The organism is Streptomyces sp. NPDC026092, assembly GCF_040638605.1.
GTDB lineage: Bacteria > Actinomycetota > Actinomycetes > Streptomycetales > Streptomycetaceae > Streptomyces.
This window is the reverse complement of record NZ_JBEZYN010000002.1, coordinates 307,131-331,538: the sequence shown is the minus strand read 5'-3', so window position 1 is coordinate 331,538 and position 24,408 is coordinate 307,131. Positions and strand designations below refer to the sequence as shown.

Sequence of the window (24,408 nt, the reverse complement as noted above, 5' to 3'; positions counted from 1 at the left end):
GAAGGCCCGTATGGACCTGAATCGACTGTGTGTGGGACACAGTGCCCAGGGTGGCGCGGGGGAAACCCGTTCCACCCCGGGCAGTTGGCTGACGATGTGTCAGGGAGTTGCCAGCCGGCTCTTCTTCAGGCGGAACCAGTAGAAGCCGTGACCGGCCAGGGTCAGCAGGTACGGCCACTGCCCGATTGCCGGGAACCGCACCTGACCGATCAGCTCCACCGGGCTCATCCCGTCGAACTGCCGCAGATCCAGCTCCGTCGGCTGCGCGAACCGCGAGAAGTTGTTCACGCAGAGCACCAGGTCGTCGCCGGACTCCCGGAGGAAGGCGAGCACCGCCGGGTTGGAGGACGGCAGTTCCGTGTACGAGCCGAGCCCGAAGGCCACGTTCTGCTTACGGATCTCGATCATCCGCTTCGTCCAGTGCAGTAGCGAGGACGGCGAGGCCATCCCCGACTCCACGTTGGTCACCTGGAAGCCGTGGACCGGATCCATGATGGCCGGCAGCGTCAGCCGCCCCGGATCGCAGGACGAGAAGCCCGCGTTCCGGTCCGGCGTCCACTGCATCGGGGTCCGCACCCCGTCCCGGTCGCCGAGCCAGATGTTGTCGCCCATCCCGATCTCGTCGCCGTAGTACAGCACCGGCGAACCCGGCAGCGAGAAGAGCAGCGCGGTGAACAGCTCCATCTGCTTGCGGTCGTTGTCGAGCAGCGGGGCGAGCCGCCGCCGGATGCCGATGTTCGCCCGCATCCGGGGATCCTTGGCGTACTCCGCGTACATGTAGTCGCGCTCTTCGTCCGTGACCATCTCGAGCGTCAGCTCGTCGTGGTTGCGCAGGAAGATGCCCCACTGGCAGCCGTCCGGGATCGCCGGGGTCTTCGCCAGGATCTCCGAGACCGGTGTGCGCGACTCCCGCCGTACCGCCATGAAGATGCGCGGCATCACCGGGAAGTGGAACGCCATGTGGCACTCGTCGCCGCCCGAGGGGAAGTCCCCGAAGTAGTCGACCACGTCCTCCGGCCACTGGTTCGCCTCGGCGAGCAGCACCGTGTCCGGGTAGTGGTCGTCGATCTCCTTGCGGACCCGCTTCAGGAAGGTGTGGGTGGCCGGGAGGTTCTCGCAGTTGGTCCCCTCCTGCTGGTACAGGTACGGCACCGCGTCGAGCCGGAAGCCGTCGATCCCGAGGTCCAGCCAGAACTTCAGCGCCGAGAGGATCTCCTCCTGCACCGCCGGGTTCTCGTAGTTGAGGTCCGGCTGGTGCGAGAAGAACCGGTGCCAGTAGTACTGCTTGCGCACCGGATCGAAGGTCCAGTTCGAGGTCTCCGTGTCGACGAAGATGATCCGGGCGTCCTGGAACTGCTTGTCGTCGTCGGCCCAGACGTAGTAGTCGCCGTACGGCCCGTCGGGATGGGCGCGCGACTCCTGGAACCACGGATGCGCGTCGCTCGTGTGGTTCATGACGAAGTCGATGATCACGCGCATGCCGCGCTGGTGCGCCGCGTCGACGAACTCCACGAAGTCGGCGAGATCGCCGAACTCCGGCAGCACGGACGTGTAGTCGGCGACGTCGTAGCCACCGTCCCGCAGCGGGGACTTGAAGAACGGCGGCAGCCAGAGGCAGTCGACGCCCAGCCACTGCAGGTAGTCCAGGCGGGAGGTGATGCCCTTGAGGTCGCCTACGCCGTCCCCGTTGCTGTCCTGGAAGGACCGCACGAGTACTTCGTAGAAGACGGCCCTCTTGAACCAGTCCGGGTCACGGTCCTTGGCGGGCGTGTCCTCGAAGGTGTCGGGGACGGGTTCGTTGACAGTCATGGTGTGGGTGACCCTCCGGTCGACGGGGACGGTCGCAGAGCGAAGACGTGCGCGGGCGTGACGCCCGGCTCGAGGCGCACATAGTTGGCCCTGCCCCAGTGATAGGTCTCACCGGTGAGCTCGTCGCGCACCGGTACGGTCTCGTGCCAGTCGAGGCCGAGTTCCGGCATGTCCAACGAGACCGTGGCCTCCTGGGTGTGGTGCGGATCGAGGTTGGCGACCACCAGAACGGTGTTCGACCCCGAGCGCTTGCTGTACGCGATCACCGCCTCGTTGTCGGTCGTGTGGAAGTGCACGTTCCGCAGCCGGCGCAGGGCCGGGTGGCGACGCCTCACCCGGTTGAGCGTGGTGATCAGGGGCGCGATCGAGGCGCCCGCACGCTCCGCCGACTCCCAGTCGCGGGGCCGGAGTTGGTACTTCTCCGAATCCAGGTACTCCTCGCTGCCGGCGCGCAGCGCGGTGCCCTCGCACAGCTCGTAGCCGGCGTACACGCCCCAGGTCGGCGAGAGGGTGGCGGCGAGCACCGCCCGCACCTCGAAGGCCGGCCGGCCGCCCTCCTGGAGGTAGGCGTGCAGGATGTCCGGGGTGTTCACGAAGAAGTTCGGCCGCATGGACGCGGCCGCTTCGCCGGACAGCTCGGTCGCGTACTCGGTCAGCTCGGCCTTGGTGTTGCGCCAGGTGAAGTACGTGTACGACTGCTGGAAGCCGATCGCGCCGAGCGTGCGCATCATCGCGGGCCGGGTGAACGCCTCCGCCAGGAAGATCACGTCCGGGTCGGTGCCGTTGATCTCGCCGATCACCCGCTCCCAGAACACCACCGGCTTGGTGTGCGGGTTGTCCACCCGGAAGATCCGTACGCCGTGGTCCATCCAGTGCCGCAGTACCCGGACGGTCTCGGCGACGATCCCCTTCATGTCCTGGTCGAAGGCGATGGGGTAGATGTCCTGGTACTTCTTCGGCGGGTTCTCCGCGTACGCGATCGAGCCGTCCGCGCGGTGGTGGAACCACTCCGGGTGCTTCTCCACCCACGGGTGGTCGGGCGAGCACTGGAGCGCGAAGTCGAGCGCGATCTCCAGGCGCAGTTCGCGGGCGCGCGCCACGAAGGCGTCGAAGTCCTCGATCGTGCCCAGATCCGGGTGGACGGCGTCGTGCCCGCCCTCCGGGGAGCCGATCGCCCACGGCACGCCGACGTCGCTCGGGCTCGCCGCGAGGGCGTTGTTGGGGCCCTTGCGGTGCGTGGTGCCGATGGGGTGGATCGGCGGGAGGTAGACGACGTCGAAGCCCATCGCGGCGATCGCCGGCAGCCGCTCGGCCGCGGTACGGAACGTCCCGGCGACCGTCCTGCCCCGTACCTTCTTCACGCCCTCCGAGCGCGGGAAGAACTCGTACCAGGAGCCGTACAGCGCCCGCTCGCGCTCCACGCGGAGCGGCAACGCGGGCGAGGAGCTGACCAGTTCGCGCAGCGGGTGCCGCCTCAGCGCCTCGGTGACCTGCGGGGCGAGCGCGGCCGCGAGCCGGGCGGCGGCGGGCCGGGCGCCGTCGCGGAGCGCGTCGGCGGCCGCGAGGACGGCTTCCCGGCCGCCGCCCTTCTTCGGGACGCCCTTCGCGGCGCGCTCGTGCAGCTCCGCGCCCTCGGCGAGGACGAGCTCGGAGTCGATCCCGGCAGGGATCTTGATCTTCGCGGCGTGTCGCCAGGTCGCCAGCGGGTCGCTCCACGCCTCGACCGCGTACGTCCAGAGCCCCTCGGCGTCCGGCGTGACCTCGGCGCCCCACCGGTCGGTGCCGGGGGCCAGTTCACGCATCGGGAGCCAGGGGCCGGGACGGCCGGAGGGGCCGCGCAGCACGACATTGGCGGCGACGGCGTCGTGGCCCTCGCGGAAGACGGTGGCGGTGACCTCGAAGGTCTCCCCGGCCACCGCCTTCGCGGGCCGGCGGCCGCAGTCGACCAGGGGGCGGACGTCGAGTACGGGAATGCGTCCCATGAGCGGATTCACAGCATCACCTGAGGGGGTACGGGGGTGCGGGTGGTGGTGCGCTCTTTGTAGCTCCGTCGACGGCTGGCGGGTTGCGGGCATGGCCGCTCCTGTCCGCGTTCACTCGGATGGCGGGTCTACGGGGTGTACGTACGGGGGTTTGTACGGGGTGACACGGGGTGTACGTACGGGCTTTGTTCAGGGGTTCGTGCGGGGCTTCGTGCGAGGGTTCGTGCACGGGTGACACGGGGTTGTACCGGGGGAGCCTTCCACCCACTTCGGGTGGGCAATCCGGCGCTTTGTTAACTACTCGGGCGTAGTCGCGCGGGCAAGCGCCCCGACACGGGAAACCGGCCCCGTCCCTGAGGGACGAGGCCGGTCGTGGAGCGTGTTCCTGATCTTCAGCCCTGGGCCGAGGGCGACTGCTCCTCCGCGTCGCCGGACCACACCTGCCACGGCTGACGCGTCACCCACTCCTCCACCGGGGCCGCCCGCACCCCGAGCACCTCCGCCGAGACCCCGTCGTCGGCGGCGAGCAGCAGCGGGTCGGCGCCCGTCGCCATGTAGTGGTAGATCCCCGCGACGCCCGCCGCGGTCTCCGGGCCGAGCAGTCGGCCGAGCCCGCGCTCGAACACCTCCGGCGCCAGCTGCATGTACCGCACCGTGCGGCCGAGACCGCGGCTGAACGCGGCCGCCAGCTCGTCGCCCGTCAGCGACCGGTCCCCGCCGATGTCGAACGTACGGCCCTCCAGGCCCTCGCCGGTCAGCGCCGCGTGCACCGCCTCCGCCAGGTCCCGGTGGGAGAGCCAGGCCGTCGGCGTGGACGCGGGCAGCGGGTAGGCGAGGACGCCCTCGTCCACCAGGGCCGGTCCGTTCCACGGCGAGAACAGGTTGTCCAGATAGACCGGCGGCCGTACGACGACCAGCGGGACGCCGCTGCCGCGCAGCTCCTCCTCGGCGATCCGCCGCGTCTCGAACGCGGCCACCGACGTCGGGCCCTGCGGGACCCGGGTGTTGGCGTTCAGGACCAGGCGCACGGTGCCGGCCGCGAGGGCCGCCTGGGCCACGTTCCGGGCGTAGACGCGGATCCGCTCGGGCTCGTACACCAGCGGCAGCGTCACCACCCCGTGCGTCGTCCCCTCGAACAGCCGCCGGACGTCCGCGGGTCTGGCCAGGTCGCCCGGCACGAACAGGGCGCCCGGCAGCGGCGGCCGGTCGCCCGAGGGGCGCCGGGTGAGCGTCCGCACCCGGTGGTGCCGCTCGACGAGCAGGCGCGCGATCGCGCCGCCCTGGAAACCGGTCGCTCCCACGACCGCTACCCGCATCGGTATCTGACTGGACATGTGTCGTAGAGGCCCTTCGGTAGGGTGTGGTGGCTGCCGTGACGTCTTCTCTCAGGCTGGCGGCGGCGGCTCACACCGTTCAATTAACAAACCGGGGCGGAAGTTGAAGGATCGTCCATGGACACCGTGGCAACCGACCGTGACGACCGGCGTGAGGAAGACGAGGCCGAGGACCTCCTGAGCGAACTGCTCAAACCGCTGCGGCTGACCGGCGTCTTCGACAGCCGCTGGCACGTCCGCGCACCCTGGGCCATCGAGGGGGACGCCGAGCAGAGCTGTGCCGTGCTCCACTACATCGTCGAGGGCGGCTGCTGGATCACCGGCGACGGCCACCCGCCGCTGGAGCTGAACGCGGGCGACCTGATCCTCTTCCCCACCGGCAGCGCCCACCGGCTCTCCGACCGGCCCGACCGGCAGGGCGTGCCGCTCAGGGCCGTCCTGCCCGAACGCAAGCCGGGCACCTCGGGCGAGATCCGCATCGACGGCACAGGACCGGTGAGCCGGCTGCTGTGCGCCGGACTCCACTACGACGCCAGCGCGGCCAGCGGGCTCTACACCTCGCTGCCCTGGGCGCTCGTCCTCGACGGCGCCCAGGTCGACCGCGAGCCGTTGCTCCGGGACACCCTGCGGCTGCTCGCCGCCCCGGACCGCCCGGTCGGCCCCGGGGACCGGCTCATCACGCTGCGTGCCTTCGAGATGGCCCTCGTCCTCGCGCTCCGCCCGCTCCTGCGCGACCTCGCCGACAACCCGACCTCGCTGCCGCTGCTCCGGCACCCCGGGATCAGCCAGGCGGTGGTGATGATCGCCACCCGGTTCGCCCAGCCGTGGACCATCGACTCGCTCGCCCGCGAGGTCGGCATGTCCCGCTCGGCGTTCACGGCCGCCTTCCGCGAACTCGTCGGCGAGTCGCCGGCCCGCCACCTCACCTCCCGCCGCATGCAGGAGGCCGCCCGCCTGCTCTCCGAGACCTCCCTCCCGCAGTCCGCCGTCCCCTCCCGGGTCGGCTACCAGAGCGCGGTCGGATTCCACTTGGCGTTCAGGAAATGGTTCGGGATGACACCGGGGGAGTACCGGGCGGGCATGTGCCACGCCGCCTGATCCGTACAAATGCCGCGTGAACGTAACGAGGCTGGCCGGTTCTTAAGGACCGCTGGACGGACGTTCATTGCCTCGTGCGTGCCGGGCCGTGAAGGCTCGGGACCGGCAGTCAGCCGTGACGTACGAGGAGAGGCGATACCACCGTGACGAGGTCCGGGCAGGAGTATCTGGAGGCGCTGCGCGACGGGCGCGAGATCTGGCTCGACGGGGAGCGGATCAAGGACGTCACCGCGCACCCCGCCTTCCGGGCCACCGCGGCCTCCTTCGCCGGGCTCTTCGACCTCGCGCACGACTCGGCGCACGGTGAGACGCTCCTCTCCGGTGGGGTGCACCGCGCGTACGCCGTGCCCCGCTCCTACGAGGACCTGGTCGCCCGCCGATTGGCGTACAAGGTGTGGGCGGAGGCGAGTTACGGCTTCCTCGGACGGACCCCCGACTACATGGCCTCCGGTGCCGCCGGGTTCGCCGCCGCGCCCGAGGTGTTCACGACCGAGGGCTTCGACGGCTCCGAGAACGCGCTCGCCTACCATCGGCGGCTCGCCGAGGGCGGGTTGTACGGCGCCTTCACCATCACCGACCCCGCCAGTGAGGGCGTGCGGGTCGTCGGCGAGCGGGAGGGCGGGATCGTGGTGCGGGGGGCCAAGACCATCGGCACCGGGGCCGTCTTCGCCGACGAGATCCTGGTGGGGACCATCGAGCCGCTTCCGGCCGAGGCCGTCGAACGGGCCGTGACCTTCTCGGTGGCCGTCGACACGCCCGGTCTCAAGCTCGTCTCCCGTACCTCGTACGAAGGCAACGCCCGGTCCGTCTTCGACGCGCCGCTCTCCTCGCGGTACGACGAGAACGACGCGCTGCTCATCTGCGAGGACGTGTTCGTGCCGTGGGAGCGCGTGCTGACCTACCGGGACGTGGCCGCCACCGGCGCCATCTGGTGGCGGACGCCCGCCTATCTGCACTTCACGCACCAGTCCTCGACCCGTTTCTGGACCAAGCTGGAGTTCCTCACCGGTCTGGCCATCCTTCTCGCCCGGTCGAATGGGACCGAAGGCATTCCGCAGGTCACGCAGGCCATCGGGCGGCTGCTCGGCATGGTCGCCCAGGCCAAGGCGTTCGTCCTCGGCGCGGAGGCGTCCTGGGAGCCGGTCGCCGGCGGGCGCGGCGGGGTGCGGCCGGGGCAGGAGATCTCCTTCGCGCAGCGGATCATGGCCGGCGAGATCTATCCGCGGGCCGTGGCCGACATCAAGCTGCTCGCCGGTGGTGCCCTGCTGCAGACCCCGGCCAGTGGGCGCGAGTTGCTCCATCCCGAGCTCGGGCCGCTGATCCAGCGGTACGTCCGCACCCCCGGCGACCCTGCCGAGGACCGGATCAAGCTCCTCAAGCTGGCCTGGGACGCGCTCGGTTCGGAGTTCGCGGGCCGCCACGAGCAGTACGAGCGCTTCTACCAGGGCGCCCCGCACGTCTACCTCACCATGCAGACCTGGGCGGGCGCCGCCGACGCCTGCGAGAGCCTGGCACGCACCTGCCTGGACGGGTACGACCTGGGCACGAAGAAGTGAGCCCGGTGAAGGGCGCCCCTCTCGACCTCGCCGACCGCGTCCCCCGGGGCGCCCTCCCGCTGCTCGCCGCCACCCAGCTGCTGCTGATCCTCGACACCGCGATCGTCAACGTCGCGCTGCCCTCCATAGGCGAGGACCTCGGGGCGGGCTCCGCCGACCTGTCCTGGGTGGCCAACGCGTATCTGATCGCCTTCGGCGGCCTGTTGCTGCTCGGCGGCCGCGCCGCCGATCTGCTCGGCCACCGCAGGGTCTTCCTCGCCGGGCTCGGCCTGCTCGCCGCCGCCTCGGCGCTCGGCGGCCTCGCGCCGCACGCGGGTGTCCTGGTCGCCGCCCGGGCCGCGCAGGGCGTCGGGGCCGCGTTCGCCGCGGCCGCCGCCTTCGCCCTGCTGCTCGTCCTCTTCCCCGACGGGCCCGCGCGGCACAAGGCGCTCGCCGCCTTCGCCGCGATGGGCGGCCTGGGCGGTGTCCTCGGCACCGTGCTCGGCGGTGTCCTCACCGACCTCCTCGGCTGGCGCTCCACCCTCTGGCTCAACGTCCTCGCCGCGCTGCTCCTCGGCGCCCTCGTGCTGCGGCTCCTTGAAGGCCGTACGACACCGCCCGAGGACGGCGACCGCTTCGACCTCGCCGGCGCGCTCACCGTCACCGCAGGGCTCGCCCTCGTCGCGTACGCCCTCGTCGGCGCCGCCGGGCAGGGCTGGGTCTCCGCGCAGACCCTCGGCTCGGGCGGCGCCGGACTGCTGCTCCTCGCCGTGTTCGCGGTCGTCGAGACCCGGACCCGCCGGCCCCTCGTGCCGCCCGCGGTCCTCGCCCGCCCCGCGCTCCGGCTCGCCAACGTCCTCAGCGCCCTCGCCCAGATGACGCTCTTCCCGATGTTCTTCCTGGTGAGCCTCTATCTGCAGAGCGTCCTCGGGTACGCGCCCCTCGGCGGCGGCCTCGGTCTGCTGCCGCTCTCCCTGGTCGTCGTCGCGGTCGCCCCGCAGGCCGGCCGGCTCATCTTCCGGCTCGGCCTGACCCGGACCATGACCCTCGGATTCGTGTTGCTCAGCGCCGGAACCGGGTGGCTCGCCCTCGCGCTCCGCGCCGACGGCACGTTCCTCACCACCGTCCTCGCGCCCAGCCTGCTCCTCGGCGCGGCCCTGCCGCTGGTCATGGTGACCACCAACGTGGCCGCCACCGCCGACGCGGCCCCCGAGGAGACCGGGCTCGCCTCCGGACTCGTCAACACCGCCCAGCAGTTCGGTTCGGTGCTCGGCCTCGCCGTCCTCGTGGCCGTCGCCACCACCCGTACCGAATCAGCCACCGCGGCCGCCCAGACCGACGGCTTCCGGGCCGCTCTGCTCGTCGGCGGGGCCTTCGCCGCCGTCGCCGCGGTGATCTCCCTACGCTTGCGCCTGCCCACGCCGACCCCGGCGCCGCCACGCCAGGGACGCGTGACCGAACCACGGTGAGCACGGTGACCACGTAGACCCGGCGAGTGAGCCGAAGGGCGCCGCGGCCGTCGCACCGGAAGACCGCGCGCAGGTCCCGAGGAACGAGGGGCCCGCGCGCGAGCGACCGACGACGTCCGCGCGAGGCGCCCGGAGGCGAACGAGCCCCGAAACAGAGGGGGCATTCCGTTGGCCCTGTACGACCTTGTCGCGCCACGGCTCGAGGAACGCGGCGATCCGCGTTACCGCATAGCCGACATACGCGCCGCCGACCCGCTCGGCGCCGACGCACTGCTGGCGGCGGTGCCGGGGATGAACGAGCGCGGCGACGCGGCCGCGCTGACCGTCGCCCTGCGGGCCCTCGTCCCGGAGCGCGAACTGGCCGCCCAGTGGAGCGTGATCGACGCCCTCGCGGCCATGCGCGACCTCGGCCTCCTGCTCGGCTCCCTGAAACGCCACGGCATACAGCCCGTGGACGCCGTGCCCGAGGTCCTCCCGGTCCTCGAACTCCTCGGCCGGCGCACGGACATGGTGCCGCGCGACACCGTCCACCACTACACGACGTGGAACCCGCTCGGCCCCCGCCAGCGCATGTACACCGGCGACCCCATGGAGGCCCGGCTCCAGGACGCGGTCCGGATGGCGTTCCCCGGCCTCGTCTCCGCCCTCGACAGCTGCGCGCGGCTCGCCGAGCTCGAACCGTACGACCCCGGCTTCGCGGTCGCGCTCGACCGCACCGCCCACCACGTCCAGTCGATCGTCGACGCCATCGACTTCACCGTCGCCCACGTCAGCCCCGAGTACTTCGCGCTGACCCTGCGGCCGTACTTCGAGGAGGTCGAGATCGACGGGCGTGCCTACCTCGGCCCCGCCGCCGCCCAGGTCCCGCTCTGGCTGGTCGACCTGACGCTCTGGCAGTGCGACCGCTCCGACCCGGCCTACGACGCGTTCCTCGCCGAGTCCGTCCCGTACAGCCTGCCGTCCTGGCGCGCCTTCCACGCCCGGCACGCCGGCGGGGTGTCCGCCGTCAGCAAGCTCTCGGCCGCCGTCAGCTGGGAGAGCGGCCACCGGCTGCCCCCGCACCTGGCCGCCTCCGCCCTCGCGCTCGGCCGGGTCCTGAAGATCCTCAAGACCTTCCGCGCCCGCCACATCGGCATCGCCCGCAAGGCCTACGCGGAGGACGTCCGGCTGTACGAGGAGGGCAGCGGCGGCGCGCCCGTCGCCCTGCTGCGCTCGATACTCGACCTGACCCGGGACAACGACACGCTGGTGCGGCGCGCGGCGCAGGGCGCGTTGGGGACGCCAGGACACGGCGCGCACGCCGCCGCGCAGCGAGGGGGAGTCCGATGACCCTCCCGCCCCCGCTGCTCCACGTCGTCGTCGCGGGCGGCGGCATCGCCGGGCTCACCGCGGCCCTCGCCCTGCACGCCGCCGGATTCGACCGGGTCACCGTCGTGGAGTCCGTCCGCGAGAGCCGTCCCGTCGGCGCGGGCCTCAACCTGATGCCGCCCGCCGTCCGCGAGCTGGACGCCCTCGGTCTGCTGCCCCGTCTCGAAGCCGGCGCGCTGCGCACCCGCGAACTGCGCTACTACCACCGCTCGGGCGGCCTGATCTCCCGCGAGCCCCGCGGCCTCGGCGCCGGCTACCGCTGGCCCCAGCTCTCCGTCCACCGCGCCCACCTCCAGCAGGTCCTGGCCGAGGCGGTACGGGAACGGCTCGGCGCCGCCGCCCTGGTGACCGGCGTCCGGGTGACCGGCGTGGAGCCGCTGCCCGACGGCCGCCCCCGCATCCAGCTGGTCCACCGCGACGGCGCCGTCCGGGGCCGGGCCTCCCTCGAACCGGACGTCCTCGTCGGCGCCGACGGCATCCGCTCCGCGGTCCGGGCGGCGCTCAACCCCGGCGAGGGCGCCCCGCCGTGGAACGGGACGCTGATCTGGCGGGGCGTCTCCCGGATGCCCGCCCGGTCCGTCGGCACCTTCATGCTCATCGCGGGCGACGACCGGCAGAAGGCCGTCGTCTACCCGATGAGCGGGCCCTCGGGCCCCTTCCGCGAGGTCCTCGTCAACTGGGCGCTCGCCCGGCCCGCGGACCAGGCGGACGACCGGTACCTCGGCGACTGGAACCGACCGGTCCCTGTCGAAACGTTCCTGCACCATTACGAGGGCTGGGAGTTCGGCGGCGTCAGCGTCCCCGAGGTGCTCCGGGCCGCCACCGCCGCCCACGAGTACCCCATGGTCGACCGCGAGCCGCTGGCCGGGTGGACCCACGGCCGGACCACCCTCATCGGCGACGCGGCGCACGCCATGTACCCGATCGGCTCCAACGGTGCCTCGCAGTCCATCCTCGACGCGCGCGCCCTCGCGCACGCCCTCGCGCTCCACCGCGACCCCGCCGAGGCCCTCGCCGCCTACGAGGCGGCCCGCAGGCCCGTCACCACCGAGCTCCAGCGCGCGGGCCGGCGGCTCGGCCCCGAGGTCGTCATCGACCTGGCGCACCAGCGGGCCCCGCACGGCTTCACCGACATCCACCAGGTGATCCCCGCCGCCGAACTGGCCGACATCGCCGAGCGCTACGCCGCCACCGGCGCCGCCGAGCCGACCGTCGTCAACCTGGGCTCGCCCTACGAGGTGAAGCCCGGCGGACCGGTCCTTCCGGTGGGCGCGCCGCGCTGACGCCCCTCCCGGGCCACGGCACCACCCCCGCGCGCCGTGGCCCGGGAGGCCGGGGTGGCCTACCTTCGGTGGATGCACAGACCGGCTGCACAGCGTGGTGCGTCGGCTCCGCTCCGTACTCGCCTGCGAAGGTGGAACGCGTGAAGGCAATCCGTCGATTCACCGTGCGTCCCGTCCTCCCCGACTCCCTTCGACCCCTCACCGACCTGGCGCGGAACCTGCGCTGGTCGTGGCACGACTCCACCAGGGAACTCTTCCGCTCCGTCGACCCCGACCACGCCGACCAGGCCGGCCGCGCGGGCGAACGCAGCGCCGACGACCTCGACCCGGTCCGGCTGCTCGGCTCCGTCTCCGCCGCCCGGCTCGCCGCGCTCGCCGACGACCAGGAGTTCCTGGCCCGGCTGCGCGCCGCGGCCGAGGACCTCGACCACTATCTGCGCGCCCCCCGCTGGTACCAGGAGCAGCAGGGGCAGGGTGCGCGGCTGCCCGCGAGCGTCGCGTACTTCTCGCCCGAGTTCGGGGTCGCGGCCGCCCTGCCCCAGTACTCCGGCGGTCTCGGCATCCTCGCCGGCGACCACCTCAAGGCCGCGAGCGACCTCGGCGTCCCGCTCGTCGGCGTCGGTCTGCTCTACCGGCACGGCTACTTCCGCCAGTCGCTCTCGCGTGAGGGCTGGCAGCAGGAGCACTACCCCGTCCTCGACCCCGGCGAGCTGCCCGTCACCCTGCTCCGCGAGAGCGACGGCACCCCCGCCCGGGTCACCCTCGCGCTGCCCGGCGGCCGGGGCCTGCACGCCCACATCTGGACCGCGCAGGTCGGCCGCGTACCGCTGCTGATGCTCGACTCCGACGTCGAGGGGAACGCGCCCGCCGAACGCGAGGTCACCGACCGGCTGTACGGCGGCGGCAGCGAGCACCGGCTGCTCCAGGAGATGCTGCTCGGCATCGGCGGCGTCCGCGCCGTGCGCACCTACTGCCGGCTCACCGGCACCCCGGCGCCCGAGGTCTTCCACTCCAACGAGGGCCACGCGGGCTTCCTCGGACTCGAACGCATCCGCGAACTCGCCGGGGCCGGCCTGGACTTCGACGCGGCCCTGGAGACCGTCCGCGCCGGGACGGTGTTCACCACCCACACCCCCGTACCCGCCGGCATCGACCGCTTCGAGCGGAGCCTCGTCGCCCGCCACCTCGGCGAGGACGGCGAGCTGCCGGGTGTCGACGTCGGGCGGATCCTCGCGCTCGGGGACGAGACCCCGCTCGGCGGCGAACCCGGGCTCTTCAACATGGCCGCCATGGGCCTGCGGCTCGCCCAGCGGGCCAACGGTGTCTCCACCCTCCACGGCTCCGTCAGCCGGGCGATGTTCGGCGGCCTGTGGCCGGGCTTCGACCCGGAGGAGGTGCCGATCGGCTCCATCACCAACGGCGTCCACGCCCCGACCTGGACCGCGCCCGAGGTCGGCCGGCGCGCCGAGGGGGCGGACGACCGGGAGCTGTGGGAGCTGCGCAGGACCCTGCGCGAACAGCTCGTGACCGAGGTACGGGAACGGGTGCGAGGCTCCTGGCGGCAGCGCGGGGCCGGCGCCGCCGAACTCGGCTGGACCGACTCCGTCCTCGACCCGGACGTGCTCACCATCGGCTTCGCCCGCCGGGTCCCCTCGTACAAGCGGCTCACGCTGATGCTGCGCGACCCCGACCGGCTGCGGGCGCTGCTGCTCCACCCCGAGCGGCCGGTGCAGCTCGTGGTGGCGGGCAAGGCGCACCCGGCCGACCACGGCGGGAAGCGGCTCGTGCAGGAGCTGGTGCGGTTCGCCGACGACCCCCGGGTGCGGCACCGGATCGTCTTCCTGCCCGACTACGGCATGGCCATGGCCCGCAAGCTCTACCCCGGCTGCGACGTCTGGCTCAACAACCCGCTGCGCCCGCTGGAGGCCTGCGGCACCAGCGGGATGAAGGCCGCCCTCAACGGCTGCCTCAACCTCTCGGTCCTGGACGGCTGGTGGGACGAGTGGTTCGAGCCCGACTTCGGCTGGGCGATCCCCACGGCCGACGGGGCCGCGGCGACGGACGAGGAGCGCCGCGACGACCTGGAGGCGGCCGCGCTCTACGAGCTGATCGAGCGCCGGGTCGCGCCCCGCTTCTACGACCGGGGCCCGGACGGGGTGCCGGTCCGCTGGACGGAGATGGTCCGCAGGACGCTGCGGGACCTCGGCCCGAAGGTGCTCGCCGACCGCATGGTGCGCGAGTACGTCGAGAAGCTGTACGCCCCGGCTGCCCTGGCCCACCGCGCGCTCGCCCCGGCGGCCGCGCGGGAGCTCGCGGCGTGGAAGTCCCGGGCGCGGGGCGGCTGGCCGAAGGTCGCCCTCGACCACATCGAGGTCGGCGAGCTCGACGAGGACCTGGCCGACGCGGAGCTGGGCGCGACGACGGCGGTACGGGTCCGGGTGGCGCTCGGTGAACTGGGCCCCGACGACGTGGAGGTGCAGGCGGTGGCCGGCCGGGTCACCCCGGACGACGCGCTGGTGGAGACCCGGATCTGCGTCCTGAAGCCGGTGGGCGGCCCCGACCTGGAGGGCAGGCAGCTCTACGAGGGCTCGCTGGTCCTGGACCGTACGGGCTGCTTCGGCTGCACGGTCCGGGTGCTTCCGGCCCACCCGCTGCTCGCGTCCGCGGCGGAGCTGGGCCTGGTGACCCTGCCGACGGAGTGCACGGGGGAGGGGGCGGGCGTGCTCCTGAGGTGAGCTGTCGGCCTGTGGTCTGAACCAAGGTCTTGACGTGTCCATGGGGTGCCCTTAAGTTCCACGCTCGACGCGGAGTTCAATCCTCCGCCCGGCATTCACATACAGGAACGAAAGGCACCCCCCACATGCGCCTCAGAGCCCTGGTCCTCGCCCTCACGGCGGCCGTCGCCGTCACGGTCACGTCGACGGCCGTCGCCGGCCCGCCCCAGGCGGAAGAAGCCGTGCCCGCGCCCGCTCCGGTGAAGGCCGCCGCCCCGGCGGCCTTCACCCACCCCGGCGTCGTCGTCTCCCGCCCCCAACTCGACTTCGTCCGCGCGAAGGTGCAGGCGGGCGCGCAGCCCTGGAAGGGCGCGTACGACCAGATGATGGCGAGCCCGTACGCCTCCCTGAGCCGGGCGCCCAAGCCCCGCGCGATCGTCGAGTGCGGCTCGTCCTCCAACCCGAACCACGGCTGCACGGACGAGCGGCAGGACGCGGTCGCCGCGTACACGCAGGCGCTGGCCTGGTACATCACCCGGGACGACCGGCACGCCCAGAAGGCGATCGCGATCATGGACGCCTGGTCGGCCGTGATCACCGACCACACCAACTCCAACGCCCCGCTCCAGACCGGCTGGGCGGGCTCCTCCTGGCCCCGGGCCGCCGAGATCATCAAGCACACGTACACCGGCAGCTGGGCCAACTCCGGCCGCTTCGCGACGATGCTGCGGAACGTCTACCTGCCCGAGGTCATCAACGGCGCCGCGACCAAGAACGGCAACTGGGAACTCATCATGACCGAGGCCGCGATCGGCATCGCGGTCCACCTGGAGGACCGCGCGGCCTACGACAAGGCCGTCAAGACCTACCTCGGCCGGGTCCCCGCCTACATCTACCTGGCCTCGGACGGCTCCACGCCGAAGCCGCCGCCGAACAGCTCCATCGACACCCGCGACGAGATCGTGAAGTACTGGCAGGGCCAGTCCACCTTCGCCGACGGCATCTCCCAGGAGACCTGCAGGGACTTCGGCCACACCGGCTGGGGCCTCGCCGCTGCCGTCCACACCGCCGAGACCAGCCGGATCCAGGGCGCCGACCTCTACCCCCAGGTCTCCGAGCGGCTGCGGCACGCGCTGGGCTTCCACACCAAGTACGAGAACGGCACGGCCGTCCCGTCCTGGCTCTGCGGCGGCACGGTGAAGCCGGGCCTCGGTCGGGTGACGGAGATGGGGTACAACGCGCTGAACGGCCGCATGGGGATCGGGATGACCAACACCAAGACCTACACCGAGTCCCACCGGCCCTCCGGCACCGACAACTACTTCGTCTCCTGGGAGACCCTGACCCACGCGGGGAACCCGAGCTGACGCGGGCTCACCCCACGATCGCCTTGTCGGCGAGGCGCCCGTCGACCAGACAGAGCCGGTAGACGGGCACCGAGGCCGTCATCGTCGCCCGGTAGTACAGGCAGGCGTCCATCCCGGGCGGCTCGGGCGGGGCGTCGGCGGGCGGCCCGTCCAGGGGGTGCGGCGGGAGTTCCTCGGAGTCGGCGGCGAGCGGTGCGCCGACGCGGAGGCCGGCGTAGTCGTCCCGGTCCAGGAAGGACCGGGACTGCGTCCACAGGCCGAAGGCCAGCATGACGACACCGAGCGCGGCGACAAGGGCGAGCGGGATCCAGATCGCCCGCGCCAGCCCGCGCCGCACCTCCCGCCGCGCCTGTTCCCGTTCCCGTACGGACGTGGGCGCGGCGACGGGTACGGGCGTGGCCTTCCCCGGCTCCAGGGGCAGCACCGCCCGTACGACGAACCCGCCGTCCGCCCGCGCCCCATGGCTCAACCGCCCCCCGGCGAGCCGCACCCGCTCGTCGAGCCCGACGAGCCCGGTGCCGCCCGAGGCGGCGGGGCCGCCGTCGGCCGCCCCGTTCGAGACGGCGACCGTGACGGTGTCCGCCGTGCGCTCCAGGACGACCCGGACCGGGGCTCCGGGCGCGTGCTTGGCCGCGTTCGTGAGGGACTCCACCACCAGGCGGTGGACCGCGCGGTCGACCATCGGCGGGGTCGCGCCGTCCGGCCCGCGCCGCGTCAGCTCCACCCCGAGACCGGACGCGCGGGCCCGCTCCACGACCTCCTCGACCGTCTCCCCGACGGGGGTGGTCGGCGCGCCCGGCTCGCGCAGCACCCCGATGATGTCCCGCAGCCGGGCCGTCGCGTCGGCGGCGGCCACCCGCAACTCCCCGGCCGCCGCCTGCTGCCGCGCGCCGAGCGCCGGATCGACCTCCAGAGCGGCGGCGCGCAGCGCGATCAGCGCGAGGTCGTGACCGAGCGAGTCGTGCATGTCGCCCGCGATCCGCGACCGTTCGCGCAGCCGCTCCCGGTCCGCGACGGCCTCCTGCTCGCGCTCCATGCGGGCGGCCAGCTGCCAGCCGGCCCGGACGAGCCGGGTGTACTGGCGCACGTACCGGCCCGTCAGCCAGGGCGCGACGATCGCGAGCGCGAGGACGAGAACGACGGTGAAGCCCTGGGAGACGTTCCCGTCCGAGAGCGGCACGAGCGCGAAGCCGAGCGCGGCGACCGTCGCGAACAGGGCCGGCGCGGCCCAGGTGGGCCGCTGCTGCCGCCGGCCCGCGAGGTAGCCGAAGACGACGAGCGCGAGCGCGTACGCCGGGGTGAACAGCTCCGGTGACGTGGCCAGGCTCAGACCGACCGCGAGGCCCAGCGAAACCAGTGGCAGGCCCCGGCAGCACGCCACGGCCACGCCGAGCACGAAGATCCCCACGACGACCTGCCCCCAGGAGCCGCCGTCGTTCGGGTCGAGCCGCAGCAGCACGGGGGTGGCGAGCAGCCCCCAGAGGCCCAGATCGAGCAACAGGTCCCGGAGTCGTTCACCGCGCATCGGCCCAGCTTGCCGGACGACGACGCCCGGGCGCCCCCGACGAAAGTGAGGGCGCCCCTCAGCCCTCGACAAGCCCCGCCTCGTACGCCAGGATCGCCAGCTGGACCCGGTTCTTCAGGCCGAGGCGGGACAGGACCGCGCTCACGTGGGCCTTCACGGTGCCCTCGACGACGTACAGGCGGGCCGCGATCTCGGCGTTCGAGAGGCCCGCGCCGACCAGGGCCACCACCTCGCGCTCCCGGGCCGTCAGCGGGTCGAGGCGCTCGCGCGCCTCCGCCGCCCGCGAGAGCCGGCCGGTCGGCAGGTGGGCGATGACCCGCCGGGTGACCTCGGGGGAGAGGAACGCGGCCCCGGCGGCCACCGCCCGTACCCCCGTGAGCAGCTCCCTCGGGTCACCGGACTTGAGCAGGAAGCCGGCGGCGCCCGAGCCGAGGGCCTGGGCGATGTACTCGTCCTCCGAGAACGTCGTGAGCATCACGACCGCCGCGTCCGGCACCGCCCGCCGCAGCTCCTCCGCCGCCCCGAGCCCGTCGAGCCGGGGCATCCGGATGTCGAGCAGGACCACGTCCGGCAGATGGCGCCGCGCCAGCTCGACGGCCTCCCGGCCGTCACCCGCCTCCGCGACCACCTCGATCCCCGGGTCGGCGGCGAGGATCGCCCTGACCCCGGCCCGGATCATCGTCTCGTCGTCCGCGAGCAGCACCCTGATCATGCGTGCCACCCTACGCAGACGCGGGGAAGCCCCGGGGGCACGGCCCCCGGGGCTTCCCTCACTCACTTCGCGCTGCGCGAGCCGCTGCGGCGGCCCTTACGGGAAGGTGAGCTTGACGCTGTTGATGTAGCCGGTGTCGATCGCGGCCCGGTCCTGGACGCGGAGCTTCCAGGCGCCGTTGGCGACCTCCGAGGAGGCGTTCACGGTGTAGGACTGCACGATGTTGTCGGCGCTGCCGCCGGTCCGGTTGTGCAGGTTGTAGACCGAGCCGTCGGGGGCGACGAGGTCCACGATCAGGTCACCGCGGTAGGTGTGGACGATGTCCACGTCCACCTTGAGCGCGGCCGGCGCGTTGCCGGTGACGCCCGTGACGTTGACCGTGGAGGTCACCGCGGCGCCGTTGTCCGGGATGGACACGTCGGCCGCGTTCTCGAAGACCTTGCCGCCGGGGTTGCCGCCGCCGGGGCGCGAGCCCACGTTGATGCCGGCCCAGGCGTGCTCGACGGCCAGGACCTCGGGGCTGCCGGCGCCGTACAGCTCGGTGGCGACCGCGACCGTACCCGTACGGGCACCCGCGTAGTTCGTGTTGGAGCTGAACTTCGTGGTGAGGGCCTTGAACCAGATCAGCGAGGCCTTGTCCCGGCCGATGCCGGTGACGGGCAGGCCGTCCGAGGTCGGCGAGTCGTAGTTGACGCCGTTGATGGTCTTCGCGCCGCTGCCCTCGGAGAGCAGGTAGTACCAGTGGTTCGCCGGGCCCGAGGAGTAGTGGACGTCGATGCCGCCGATGCCCGAGTACCAGGCGTCCTTGGACGAGCCGTCCTTGCTCGGCTTGTCCATGTACCGCAGCGGGGTGCCGTTGCCGCGGATGTCGATCTTCTCGCCGACGAGGTAGTCGCCCTTGTCCGAGGCGTTGTTGGCGTAGAACTCGACCGCCGCCGCGAAGATGTCGGAGGTGGCCTCGTTCAGACCGCCGGACTCACCGCTGTAGACCAGGCCGGCGGTGTTCGAGGTGACACCGTGCGACATCTCGTGCGCGGCCACGTCGATCGAGGTGAGCGGCTTGGTGTTGCCCGCGCCGTCGCCGTACGTCATGCAGAAGCAGGAGTCCTGCCAGAAGGCGTTGACGTACGCGTTGCCGTAGTGGACGCGGGAGTACGCGCCGACGCCGTCACCGCGGATGCCGGAGCGGCCGTGCACGTTCTTGAAGTAGTCCCAGGTGACCCCGGCGCCGAAGTGCGCGTCCGCGCCCGCGGTCTCCGCGTTCTGCGGGGTGCCGTCGCCCCAGATGTCGTCGGCGCCCGAGAACAGCGTCCCGGTGCCGGACGTGCCGCGGTTGAGGTTGTACGTCTTGTGGTTGCCGCGCCCGGTGTCGGTCAGCGTGTACGACGGCGCGGTGCCGAGGGTCACCTGGCCGCTGTACTGGGTGTTGCCGGTACCGGTGTGGACGGCCTGCCACTCGTACAGCTTCTTGCCGGTGGTGGCGTCGGTGACGACGTGCAGCTCGTTCGGCGTGCCGTCGTGCTGGAGGCCGCCGACGACGGTCTCGTACGCGAGGACGGGCGAACCCTGCGCCATCCAGACGACCTTGCGCGGGGCGCGGTCGGCGGCGGTCTCCTTGGAGCCCTCCGCCTTGGCCTCGGCGACGGCCTGCTTCTCGGCGGCGGCCGGGGCGACGTCGGCGGTCGTGTCGACGTTCTTCAGCTCGGCGCGGGAGGCCTTGGTGACGCCCTGCGTGACGCCGGCCCTGGTCTCCTGGACGACCAGGTCGCCACCGAGGACCGGGAGTCCGGCGTACGTGCGCTCGTAGCGCGTGTGGGTCGTGCCGTCGCGGTCCTGGACCACGTCACGGACGACGAGCTTCTCCTGGGCGCCGAGCCCGAGGGACTTGGCGGTGGCCGCCTTGTCCGCGTCGGCCGCGCGTATCAGCGCGGTGCGCTGGGCCGGGGAGAGGTCCGCCGGCAGCTTGCCGGGGTTGGCCTGTCCGGCGGCCTGTGCCTTGGGGGCGACGGGCAGGCCGGGGTCGGCGGCGGTCGCGGAACCGGACTGGACGCCGACCGCGATCATGGCGGCGGCGGCGATCAGAGCGCCGGTCGCGGTGGCGCGACGGCTGGGCGTGGATCTCACGCAGACTCCTTTTGCGAGGGGGGTACCGGACGGCTGGGTGGGTCGTCCGGGCGGTGCAAACAGAGCTGTGGAGCACGAACTCTCATACGAGTCGGGGAGAGAGTGGCAGTCGTGACGGCAATCTGTCAGGAGCGCGTCAACAACTTGGCCGGAAATCGTCCGGAGCCCGAAACCCGGCGTTCGTTAACCGGACGTTTCATCGATCATGGGGGCGTCGTCGTGCGGTGTTCGTCGCGGCCCGAATTCGCAAGGCGTCCACGGGTTGAGAACGGACCCGCACCCTCGCCCGGACCGCCCGACGGACGATTCGCGCCACACCCGGAGATCCCGTAGCGGCGTGGCTCGTTCCGCCCCCTTGCCCCGGCAGGTCAAGGTGACGGTCAGTCAGTCGTCCTGGGCGTCTCACCCCACCAGGCTGTCCCGCCATGCCCGGTGCAGCCCCGCGAACCGGCCCTCGCCGTCGCTGAGTTCGTCCGGTGTGCCGTCCTCCACGATCCGGCCCGCCTCCATCACCAGGACGCGGTCCGCGATCTCGACCGTCGAGAGGCGGTGGGCGATCACGACGGCCGTGCGGCCCGCGAGCACCGTGTCCATGGCGCGCTGCACCGCCCGTTCCCCCGGCACGTCGAGCGAGCTGGTCGCCTCGTCCAGGATCAGCACCGCCGGGTCCGCGAGCAGGGCGCGGGCGAAGGCCACCAACTGCCGCTGGCCCGCCGAGATCCGGCCGCCCCGCTTCCGTACGTCCGTGTCGTAGCCGTCCGGGAGGCCCGCGATGAAGTCGTGCGCGCCGATCGCCTTCGCCGCCCGCTCGATCTCCTCGCGGCTCGCGTCCGGCCGCCCGATCGCGATGTTCTCGGCGACCGTCCCGGAGAACAGGAACGCCTCCTGGGTCACCATCACCACGCCCCGCCGCAGTTCGGGCGTCGACAGCTCGCGGACGTCGACGCCGTCGAGCAGCACCCGGCCTTGCGTCGGGTCGTAGAACCGGGCGAGCAGCTTGGCGAGCGTCGACTTGCCCGCGCCCGTGGAACCCACCACCGCGACCGTCTGCCCCGCCGGAATCGTCAGGTCGAAGCGGGGGAGTACCTCGCCACCGGTCCGGTACGCGAAGCTCACCCCGTCGAAGACGACCTCGCGGCCGGGGCGCCCGCCCCCGCTCGCCGGCAGCTCCTTCGGCGCGACGGCCTCCGGGACACCGGGCTCCTGCGCGAGCAGCCCCGCGATCTTGCCGAGGGAAGCGGCCGCCGACTGGTACGAGTTGAGGAACATGCCGAGGCGGTCGATCGGGTCGTAGAGGCGTCGCATGAACAGCACCGCCGCCGCGAGCACACCCAGCTCCAGCGTTCCGCCCGCGACCCGGTACGCACCCCACAGGCACATGCCCGCCACGGCCGTGTTCGCGATGAGCCGGGAACCGACGACATAGCGGGCCATCTCCAGGAGCGCGTCGCCGTTGGAGCGCTCGTGCCGCTGGTTGAGCCCGGCGAACTCGGCGTCGTTGGCCCGCTCCCGGCGGAACGCCCGCACCGGACGGATCCCGTTCATCGTCTCCGCGAACTTCACGATGACGCCCGCGATGGCGGTCGACCGCTCGGCGAAGACGACAGCCGCCCGCCGCTGGTAGAGCCGTACCAGCAGATACAGCGGCACGAAGGAGGCGACCGCGACCGCGCCGATGCCCAGGTCCAGCCAGAGCAGCATCACCGAGATGTACACGAACGCGAGGACGACCCCGATCAGCTCCTGGAGCCCCTCGGCGAGCAGCTCGCGCAGCGACTCCACATCGGTGGTGGACCGGGAGATGAGCCGGCCCGAGGTGTACCGCTCGTGGAAGTCGACGCTCAGCACCTGCGCGTGCCGGAAGATCCGCCCACGCAGATCGAGCAGCACGTCCTGGTTGACGCGCGCGGCGCGGCGCAGGAAGGCGTACTGGAGGAGCCCGCCGGCCAGGGCACAGATCACGTACCCGACGGCGACGGCCACGACCGGCCCGTAGTCGCCGTCCCGGAAGGCCGGCACGCCCCGGTCGATGGCGTACGCGACGAGCAACGGCCCCGCCTGCAGCGCCGCCTGCTGGAGCAGCAGCAGGAGCGCGGCGACCGTCACCCGCGCCCGGTGCGCCGAGAGCAGCGACCGCAGCAGGGCCCCGGTGGCACCGGGGGCGGTCGGCAGGTCGTCCCGGTCGAAGGGGTCGCCGCCGGCGGCGGGCGCGTCCGTGCCCGGCGCCTTCTTCGCGTCCGTCATCGTGTCTCAGCCCCCTCGCCCGACATCAGCCAGGCGTACTCGGCGTTGCTCCGGAGCAGTTCGTGGTGGGTGCCCACCGCCGCGACCCGGCCCTCCGACAGGAGCGCCACCCGGTCAGCGAGCAGGACCGTCGACGGCCGGTGGGCCACGACCAGAGCCGTCGTGTCGCGCAGGACCTCGCGGAGGGCGGCCTCCACCAGGGCCTCCGTGTGGACGTCGAGCGCGGAGAGCGGGTCGTCGAGGACCAGGAAGCGGGGCCGTCCGACGACCGCGCGGGCCAGGGCGAGGCGCTGGCGCTGGCCGCCGGAGAGGCTCAGCCCCTGCTCGCCGACCTGGGTGTCCGTGCCCTCGGGCAGCGCCGTGACGAAGCCGTCCGCCTGGGCCACGGCGAGCGCCCGCCACAGGTCTGGTTCGCCGGCCTCTCCCGTATCGGAGGCCTCACCGGAGTCCGTACCGGAAGCCGTCCCGCCCATCAGCACGTTCGTGCCGACGCTCGCCGAGAAGAGGGTCGGCTCCTCGAAGGCCACCGCGACGAGCCCGCGCAGCCGTTCGCGCTCCATGAGCGCGATGTCCTCGCCGTCCAGCAGGATCCGCCCGCCGGTCGCCTCGTGCAGGCGCGGCACGAGCGCGGTGAGCGTCGTCTTGCCGGAACCGGTCGCGCCGACGAGCGCGAGGGTCTCGCCCGGCCGGATGTGGAGGTCGACGCGGTCGAGCACGGGAGGGGCGTCCGGCGGCGCGTCCGGGTAGCGGAAGGTGACGTTCTCGAACCGGACCCCGTCCAGGGCCCCCGGCACGGCGGTGCCCGGCCCCGGCGTCTCCTCCGGCGCGTCCATCACCTCGAAGTACCGTTCCGTCGCCGTCGCCGCCTCCTGGCTCATCGCGAGCAGGAAGCCGATCGACTCCACCGGCCAGCGCAGCGCGAGCGCGGTCGACAGGAAGGCGACGAGCGTGCCCGCCGACAGCTGCCCGTCGGCCACCTGGACGGTGCCGAGCACCAGCGCGGCGCCGATCGCCAGCTCGGGGATGATCGTGATGAGCGCCCAGATCCCGGCGAGCAGCCGCGCCTTGACCAGCTCCGTGCCGCGCAGCCGCTCGGCGAGCGCGCCGAACGCGAGCGCCTGGCTGCGGTGGCGCCCGAACCCCTTGACGATCCGGATGCCGAGGACGCTCTCCTCGACCACCGTCGTCAGGTCGCCGACCTGGTCCTGGGCGCGGCGCGCGACGAGCGAGTACTTCGTCTCGAAGAGCGAGCAGAGGACCACCAGCGGGATCACGGGGGTCAGCAGCAGGAGCCCGAGCGACCAGTCCTGGGCGAGCAGCAGCACGAAACCGGCCAGGATCGTCACGCCGTTGACGACGAGGAAGGTCAGCGGGAAGGCCAGGAACATCCGGAGCAGCATCAGATCGGTCGTGCCGCGCGAGAGCAGCTGGCCCGAGGCCCACCGGTCGTGGAAGGCGATCGGCAGCCGCTGCAGCCGTCCGTACAGATCCTCCCGCATCCGCGCCTCGACCCCGGCGAGCGGCCGCGCCACCAGCCACCGCCGGAACCCGAAGAGCACGGCCTCCAGGATTCCGAGCAGCAGCAGATACAGCGCGCCGAGCCACACCCCGCCGGGATCCCCCGCGGCGACGGGCCCGTCCACCATCCACTTCAGGACGAGCGGAAACACGAGCGACAGACACGAGGCGACGATCGCGACCACGGCGGCCGTGACCAACCGCCCCTGGACCGGACGTACGTACGGCCACAGGCGCAGCAGGTTCCGTACGGCGGACTTCTTGGTGACTGCATCTTCTCCGGGCATCACGAGCGAGCCTACGGTTCACCACTGACACCGCTCATG

At 72.6% G+C, this 24,408-nt stretch carries 15 protein-coding genes; 7 read left to right on the top strand and 8 right to left on the bottom strand.

What is annotated here, in order from left to right:
* Positions 1 to 99: 99 nt before the first annotated feature.
* From treS to AB0F56_RS04100, 3 genes are all read right to left on the bottom strand, one after another.
* Entirely contained in the window at positions 100 to 1,809 is a 1,710-nt protein-coding gene (gene treS / locus AB0F56_RS04110) for a maltose alpha-D-glucosyltransferase (RefSeq protein WP_362003678.1), read from the bottom strand.
* Positions 1,806 to 3,791 (bottom strand): alpha-1,4-glucan--maltose-1-phosphate maltosyltransferase, encoded by a 1,986-nt coding sequence (locus AB0F56_RS04105; RefSeq protein ID WP_362003676.1) that lies wholly within the window; start codon positions 3,789 to 3,791, stop codon positions 1,806 to 1,808. The genes treS and AB0F56_RS04105 overlap by 4 nt, the downstream gene beginning before the upstream one ends.
* A 392-nt stretch (positions 3,792 to 4,183) precedes the next feature.
* The gene (locus AB0F56_RS04100) at positions 4,184 to 5,125 is read right to left on the bottom strand and encodes an NmrA family NAD(P)-binding protein (RefSeq protein WP_362003674.1); all 942 of its coding nucleotides are present in this window, start codon (positions 5,123 to 5,125) and stop codon (positions 4,184 to 4,186) included.
* A gap of 117 nt (positions 5,126 to 5,242) precedes the next feature.
* Between AB0F56_RS04100 and AB0F56_RS04095 the strand changes: the two genes are divergently transcribed.
* From AB0F56_RS04095 to AB0F56_RS04065, 7 genes are all read left to right on the top strand, one after another.
* The gene (locus tag AB0F56_RS04095) at positions 5,243 to 6,223 is read left to right on the top strand and encodes an AraC family transcriptional regulator (protein ID WP_362003673.1); all 981 of its coding nucleotides are present in this window, start codon (positions 5,243 to 5,245) and stop codon (positions 6,221 to 6,223) included.
* A gap of 143 nt (positions 6,224 to 6,366) precedes the next feature.
* Positions 6,367 to 7,779, top strand: coding sequence for a 4-hydroxyphenylacetate 3-hydroxylase N-terminal domain-containing protein (locus AB0F56_RS04090; RefSeq protein WP_362003671.1), 1,413 nt, complete (start codon positions 6,367 to 6,369; stop codon positions 7,777 to 7,779).
* Positions 7,780 to 7,784: 5 nt separating this feature from the next.
* Positions 7,785 to 9,227: an MFS transporter gene (locus tag AB0F56_RS04085; RefSeq protein ID WP_362003669.1), complete on the top strand. Its 1,443-nt coding sequence runs from the start codon at positions 7,785 to 7,787 to the stop codon at positions 9,225 to 9,227.
* 168 nt (positions 9,228 to 9,395) lie between these two features.
* Complete coding sequence (locus AB0F56_RS04080) at positions 9,396 to 10,556, top strand: monodechloroaminopyrrolnitrin synthase PrnB family protein (protein ID WP_362003667.1); 1,161 nt, start codon at positions 9,396 to 9,398, stop codon at positions 10,554 to 10,556.
* Positions 10,553 to 11,878, top strand: coding sequence for an FAD-dependent monooxygenase (locus tag AB0F56_RS04075; protein WP_362003666.1), 1,326 nt, complete (start codon positions 10,553 to 10,555; stop codon positions 11,876 to 11,878). Before AB0F56_RS04080 ends, AB0F56_RS04075 begins: the two co-directional genes overlap by 4 nt.
* A 140-nt stretch (positions 11,879 to 12,018) precedes the next feature.
* The gene (gene glgP, locus AB0F56_RS04070) at positions 12,019 to 14,613 is read left to right on the top strand and encodes an alpha-glucan family phosphorylase (protein WP_362003665.1); all 2,595 of its coding nucleotides are present in this window, start codon (positions 12,019 to 12,021) and stop codon (positions 14,611 to 14,613) included.
* A 125-nt stretch (positions 14,614 to 14,738) separates the two neighbouring features.
* Positions 14,739 to 15,959, top strand: coding sequence for an alginate lyase family protein (locus tag AB0F56_RS04065; RefSeq protein ID WP_362003663.1), 1,221 nt, complete (start codon positions 14,739 to 14,741; stop codon positions 15,957 to 15,959).
* A 7-nt stretch (positions 15,960 to 15,966) separates the two neighbouring features.
* On the opposite strand, the gene AB0F56_RS04060 is transcribed toward AB0F56_RS04065, so the two are convergent.
* From AB0F56_RS04060 to AB0F56_RS04040, 5 genes are all read right to left on the bottom strand, one after another.
* Positions 15,967 to 17,484, bottom strand: a complete 1,518-nt coding sequence (locus tag AB0F56_RS04060) for a histidine kinase (protein ID WP_362003661.1) — start codon at positions 17,482 to 17,484, stop codon at positions 15,967 to 15,969.
* Between the two features lie 58 nt (positions 17,485 to 17,542).
* The gene (locus AB0F56_RS04055; protein WP_362003659.1) at positions 17,543 to 18,196 is read right to left on the bottom strand and encodes a response regulator transcription factor; all 654 of its coding nucleotides are present in this window, start codon (positions 18,194 to 18,196) and stop codon (positions 17,543 to 17,545) included.
* 96 nt (positions 18,197 to 18,292) lie between these two features.
* Positions 18,293 to 20,320, bottom strand: a complete 2,028-nt coding sequence (locus AB0F56_RS04050; RefSeq protein ID WP_362003657.1) for a M4 family metallopeptidase — start codon at positions 20,318 to 20,320, stop codon at positions 18,293 to 18,295.
* A 402-nt stretch (positions 20,321 to 20,722) separates the two neighbouring features.
* Positions 20,723 to 22,564 carry an ABC transporter ATP-binding protein gene (locus tag AB0F56_RS04045; protein WP_362003655.1) on the bottom strand — a complete coding sequence of 614 codons (1,842 nt, stop codon included), beginning with the start codon at positions 22,562 to 22,564 and terminating at the stop codon, positions 20,723 to 20,725.
* A complete protein-coding gene (locus AB0F56_RS04040) occupies positions 22,561 to 24,369 on the bottom strand; it encodes an ABC transporter ATP-binding protein (RefSeq protein WP_362003653.1) in 1,809 nt (602 codons plus the stop codon). Before AB0F56_RS04040 ends, AB0F56_RS04045 begins: the two co-directional genes overlap by 4 nt.
* Positions 24,370 to 24,408: the final 39 nt, after the last annotated feature.

Excerpts from the sequence above, each read along its gene's own strand:
- AB0F56_RS04075 (WP_362003666.1), top strand. The coding sequence starts at position 10,553 with ATGACCCTCCCGCCCCCGCTGCTCCACGTCGTCGTCGCGGGCGGCGGC.
- AB0F56_RS04100 (WP_362003674.1), bottom strand. The coding sequence starts at position 5,125 with ATGTCCAGTCAGATACCGATGCGGGTAGCGGTCGTGGGAGCGACCGGT.
- AB0F56_RS04060 (WP_362003661.1), bottom strand. The coding sequence starts at position 17,484 with ATGCGCGGTGAACGACTCCGGGACCTGTTGCTCGATCTGGGCCTCTGG.
- AB0F56_RS04045 (WP_362003655.1), bottom strand. The coding sequence starts at position 22,564 with ATGACGGACGCGAAGAAGGCGCCGGGCACGGACGCGCCCGCCGCCGGC.
- AB0F56_RS04055 (WP_362003659.1), bottom strand. The coding sequence starts at position 18,196 with ATGATCAGGGTGCTGCTCGCGGACGACGAGACGATGATCCGGGCCGGG.
- AB0F56_RS04095 (WP_362003673.1), top strand. The coding sequence starts at position 5,243 with ATGGACACCGTGGCAACCGACCGTGACGACCGGCGTGAGGAAGACGAG.
- AB0F56_RS04065 (WP_362003663.1), top strand. The coding sequence starts at position 14,739 with ATGCGCCTCAGAGCCCTGGTCCTCGCCCTCACGGCGGCCGTCGCCGTC.
- AB0F56_RS04105 (WP_362003676.1), bottom strand. The coding sequence starts at position 3,791 with ATGGGACGCATTCCCGTACTCGACGTCCGCCCCCTGGTCGACTGCGGC.
- AB0F56_RS04040 (WP_362003653.1), bottom strand. The coding sequence starts at position 24,369 with ATGCCCGGAGAAGATGCAGTCACCAAGAAGTCCGCCGTACGGAACCTG.
- treS (WP_362003678.1), bottom strand. The coding sequence starts at position 1,809 with ATGACTGTCAACGAACCCGTCCCCGACACCTTCGAGGACACGCCCGCC.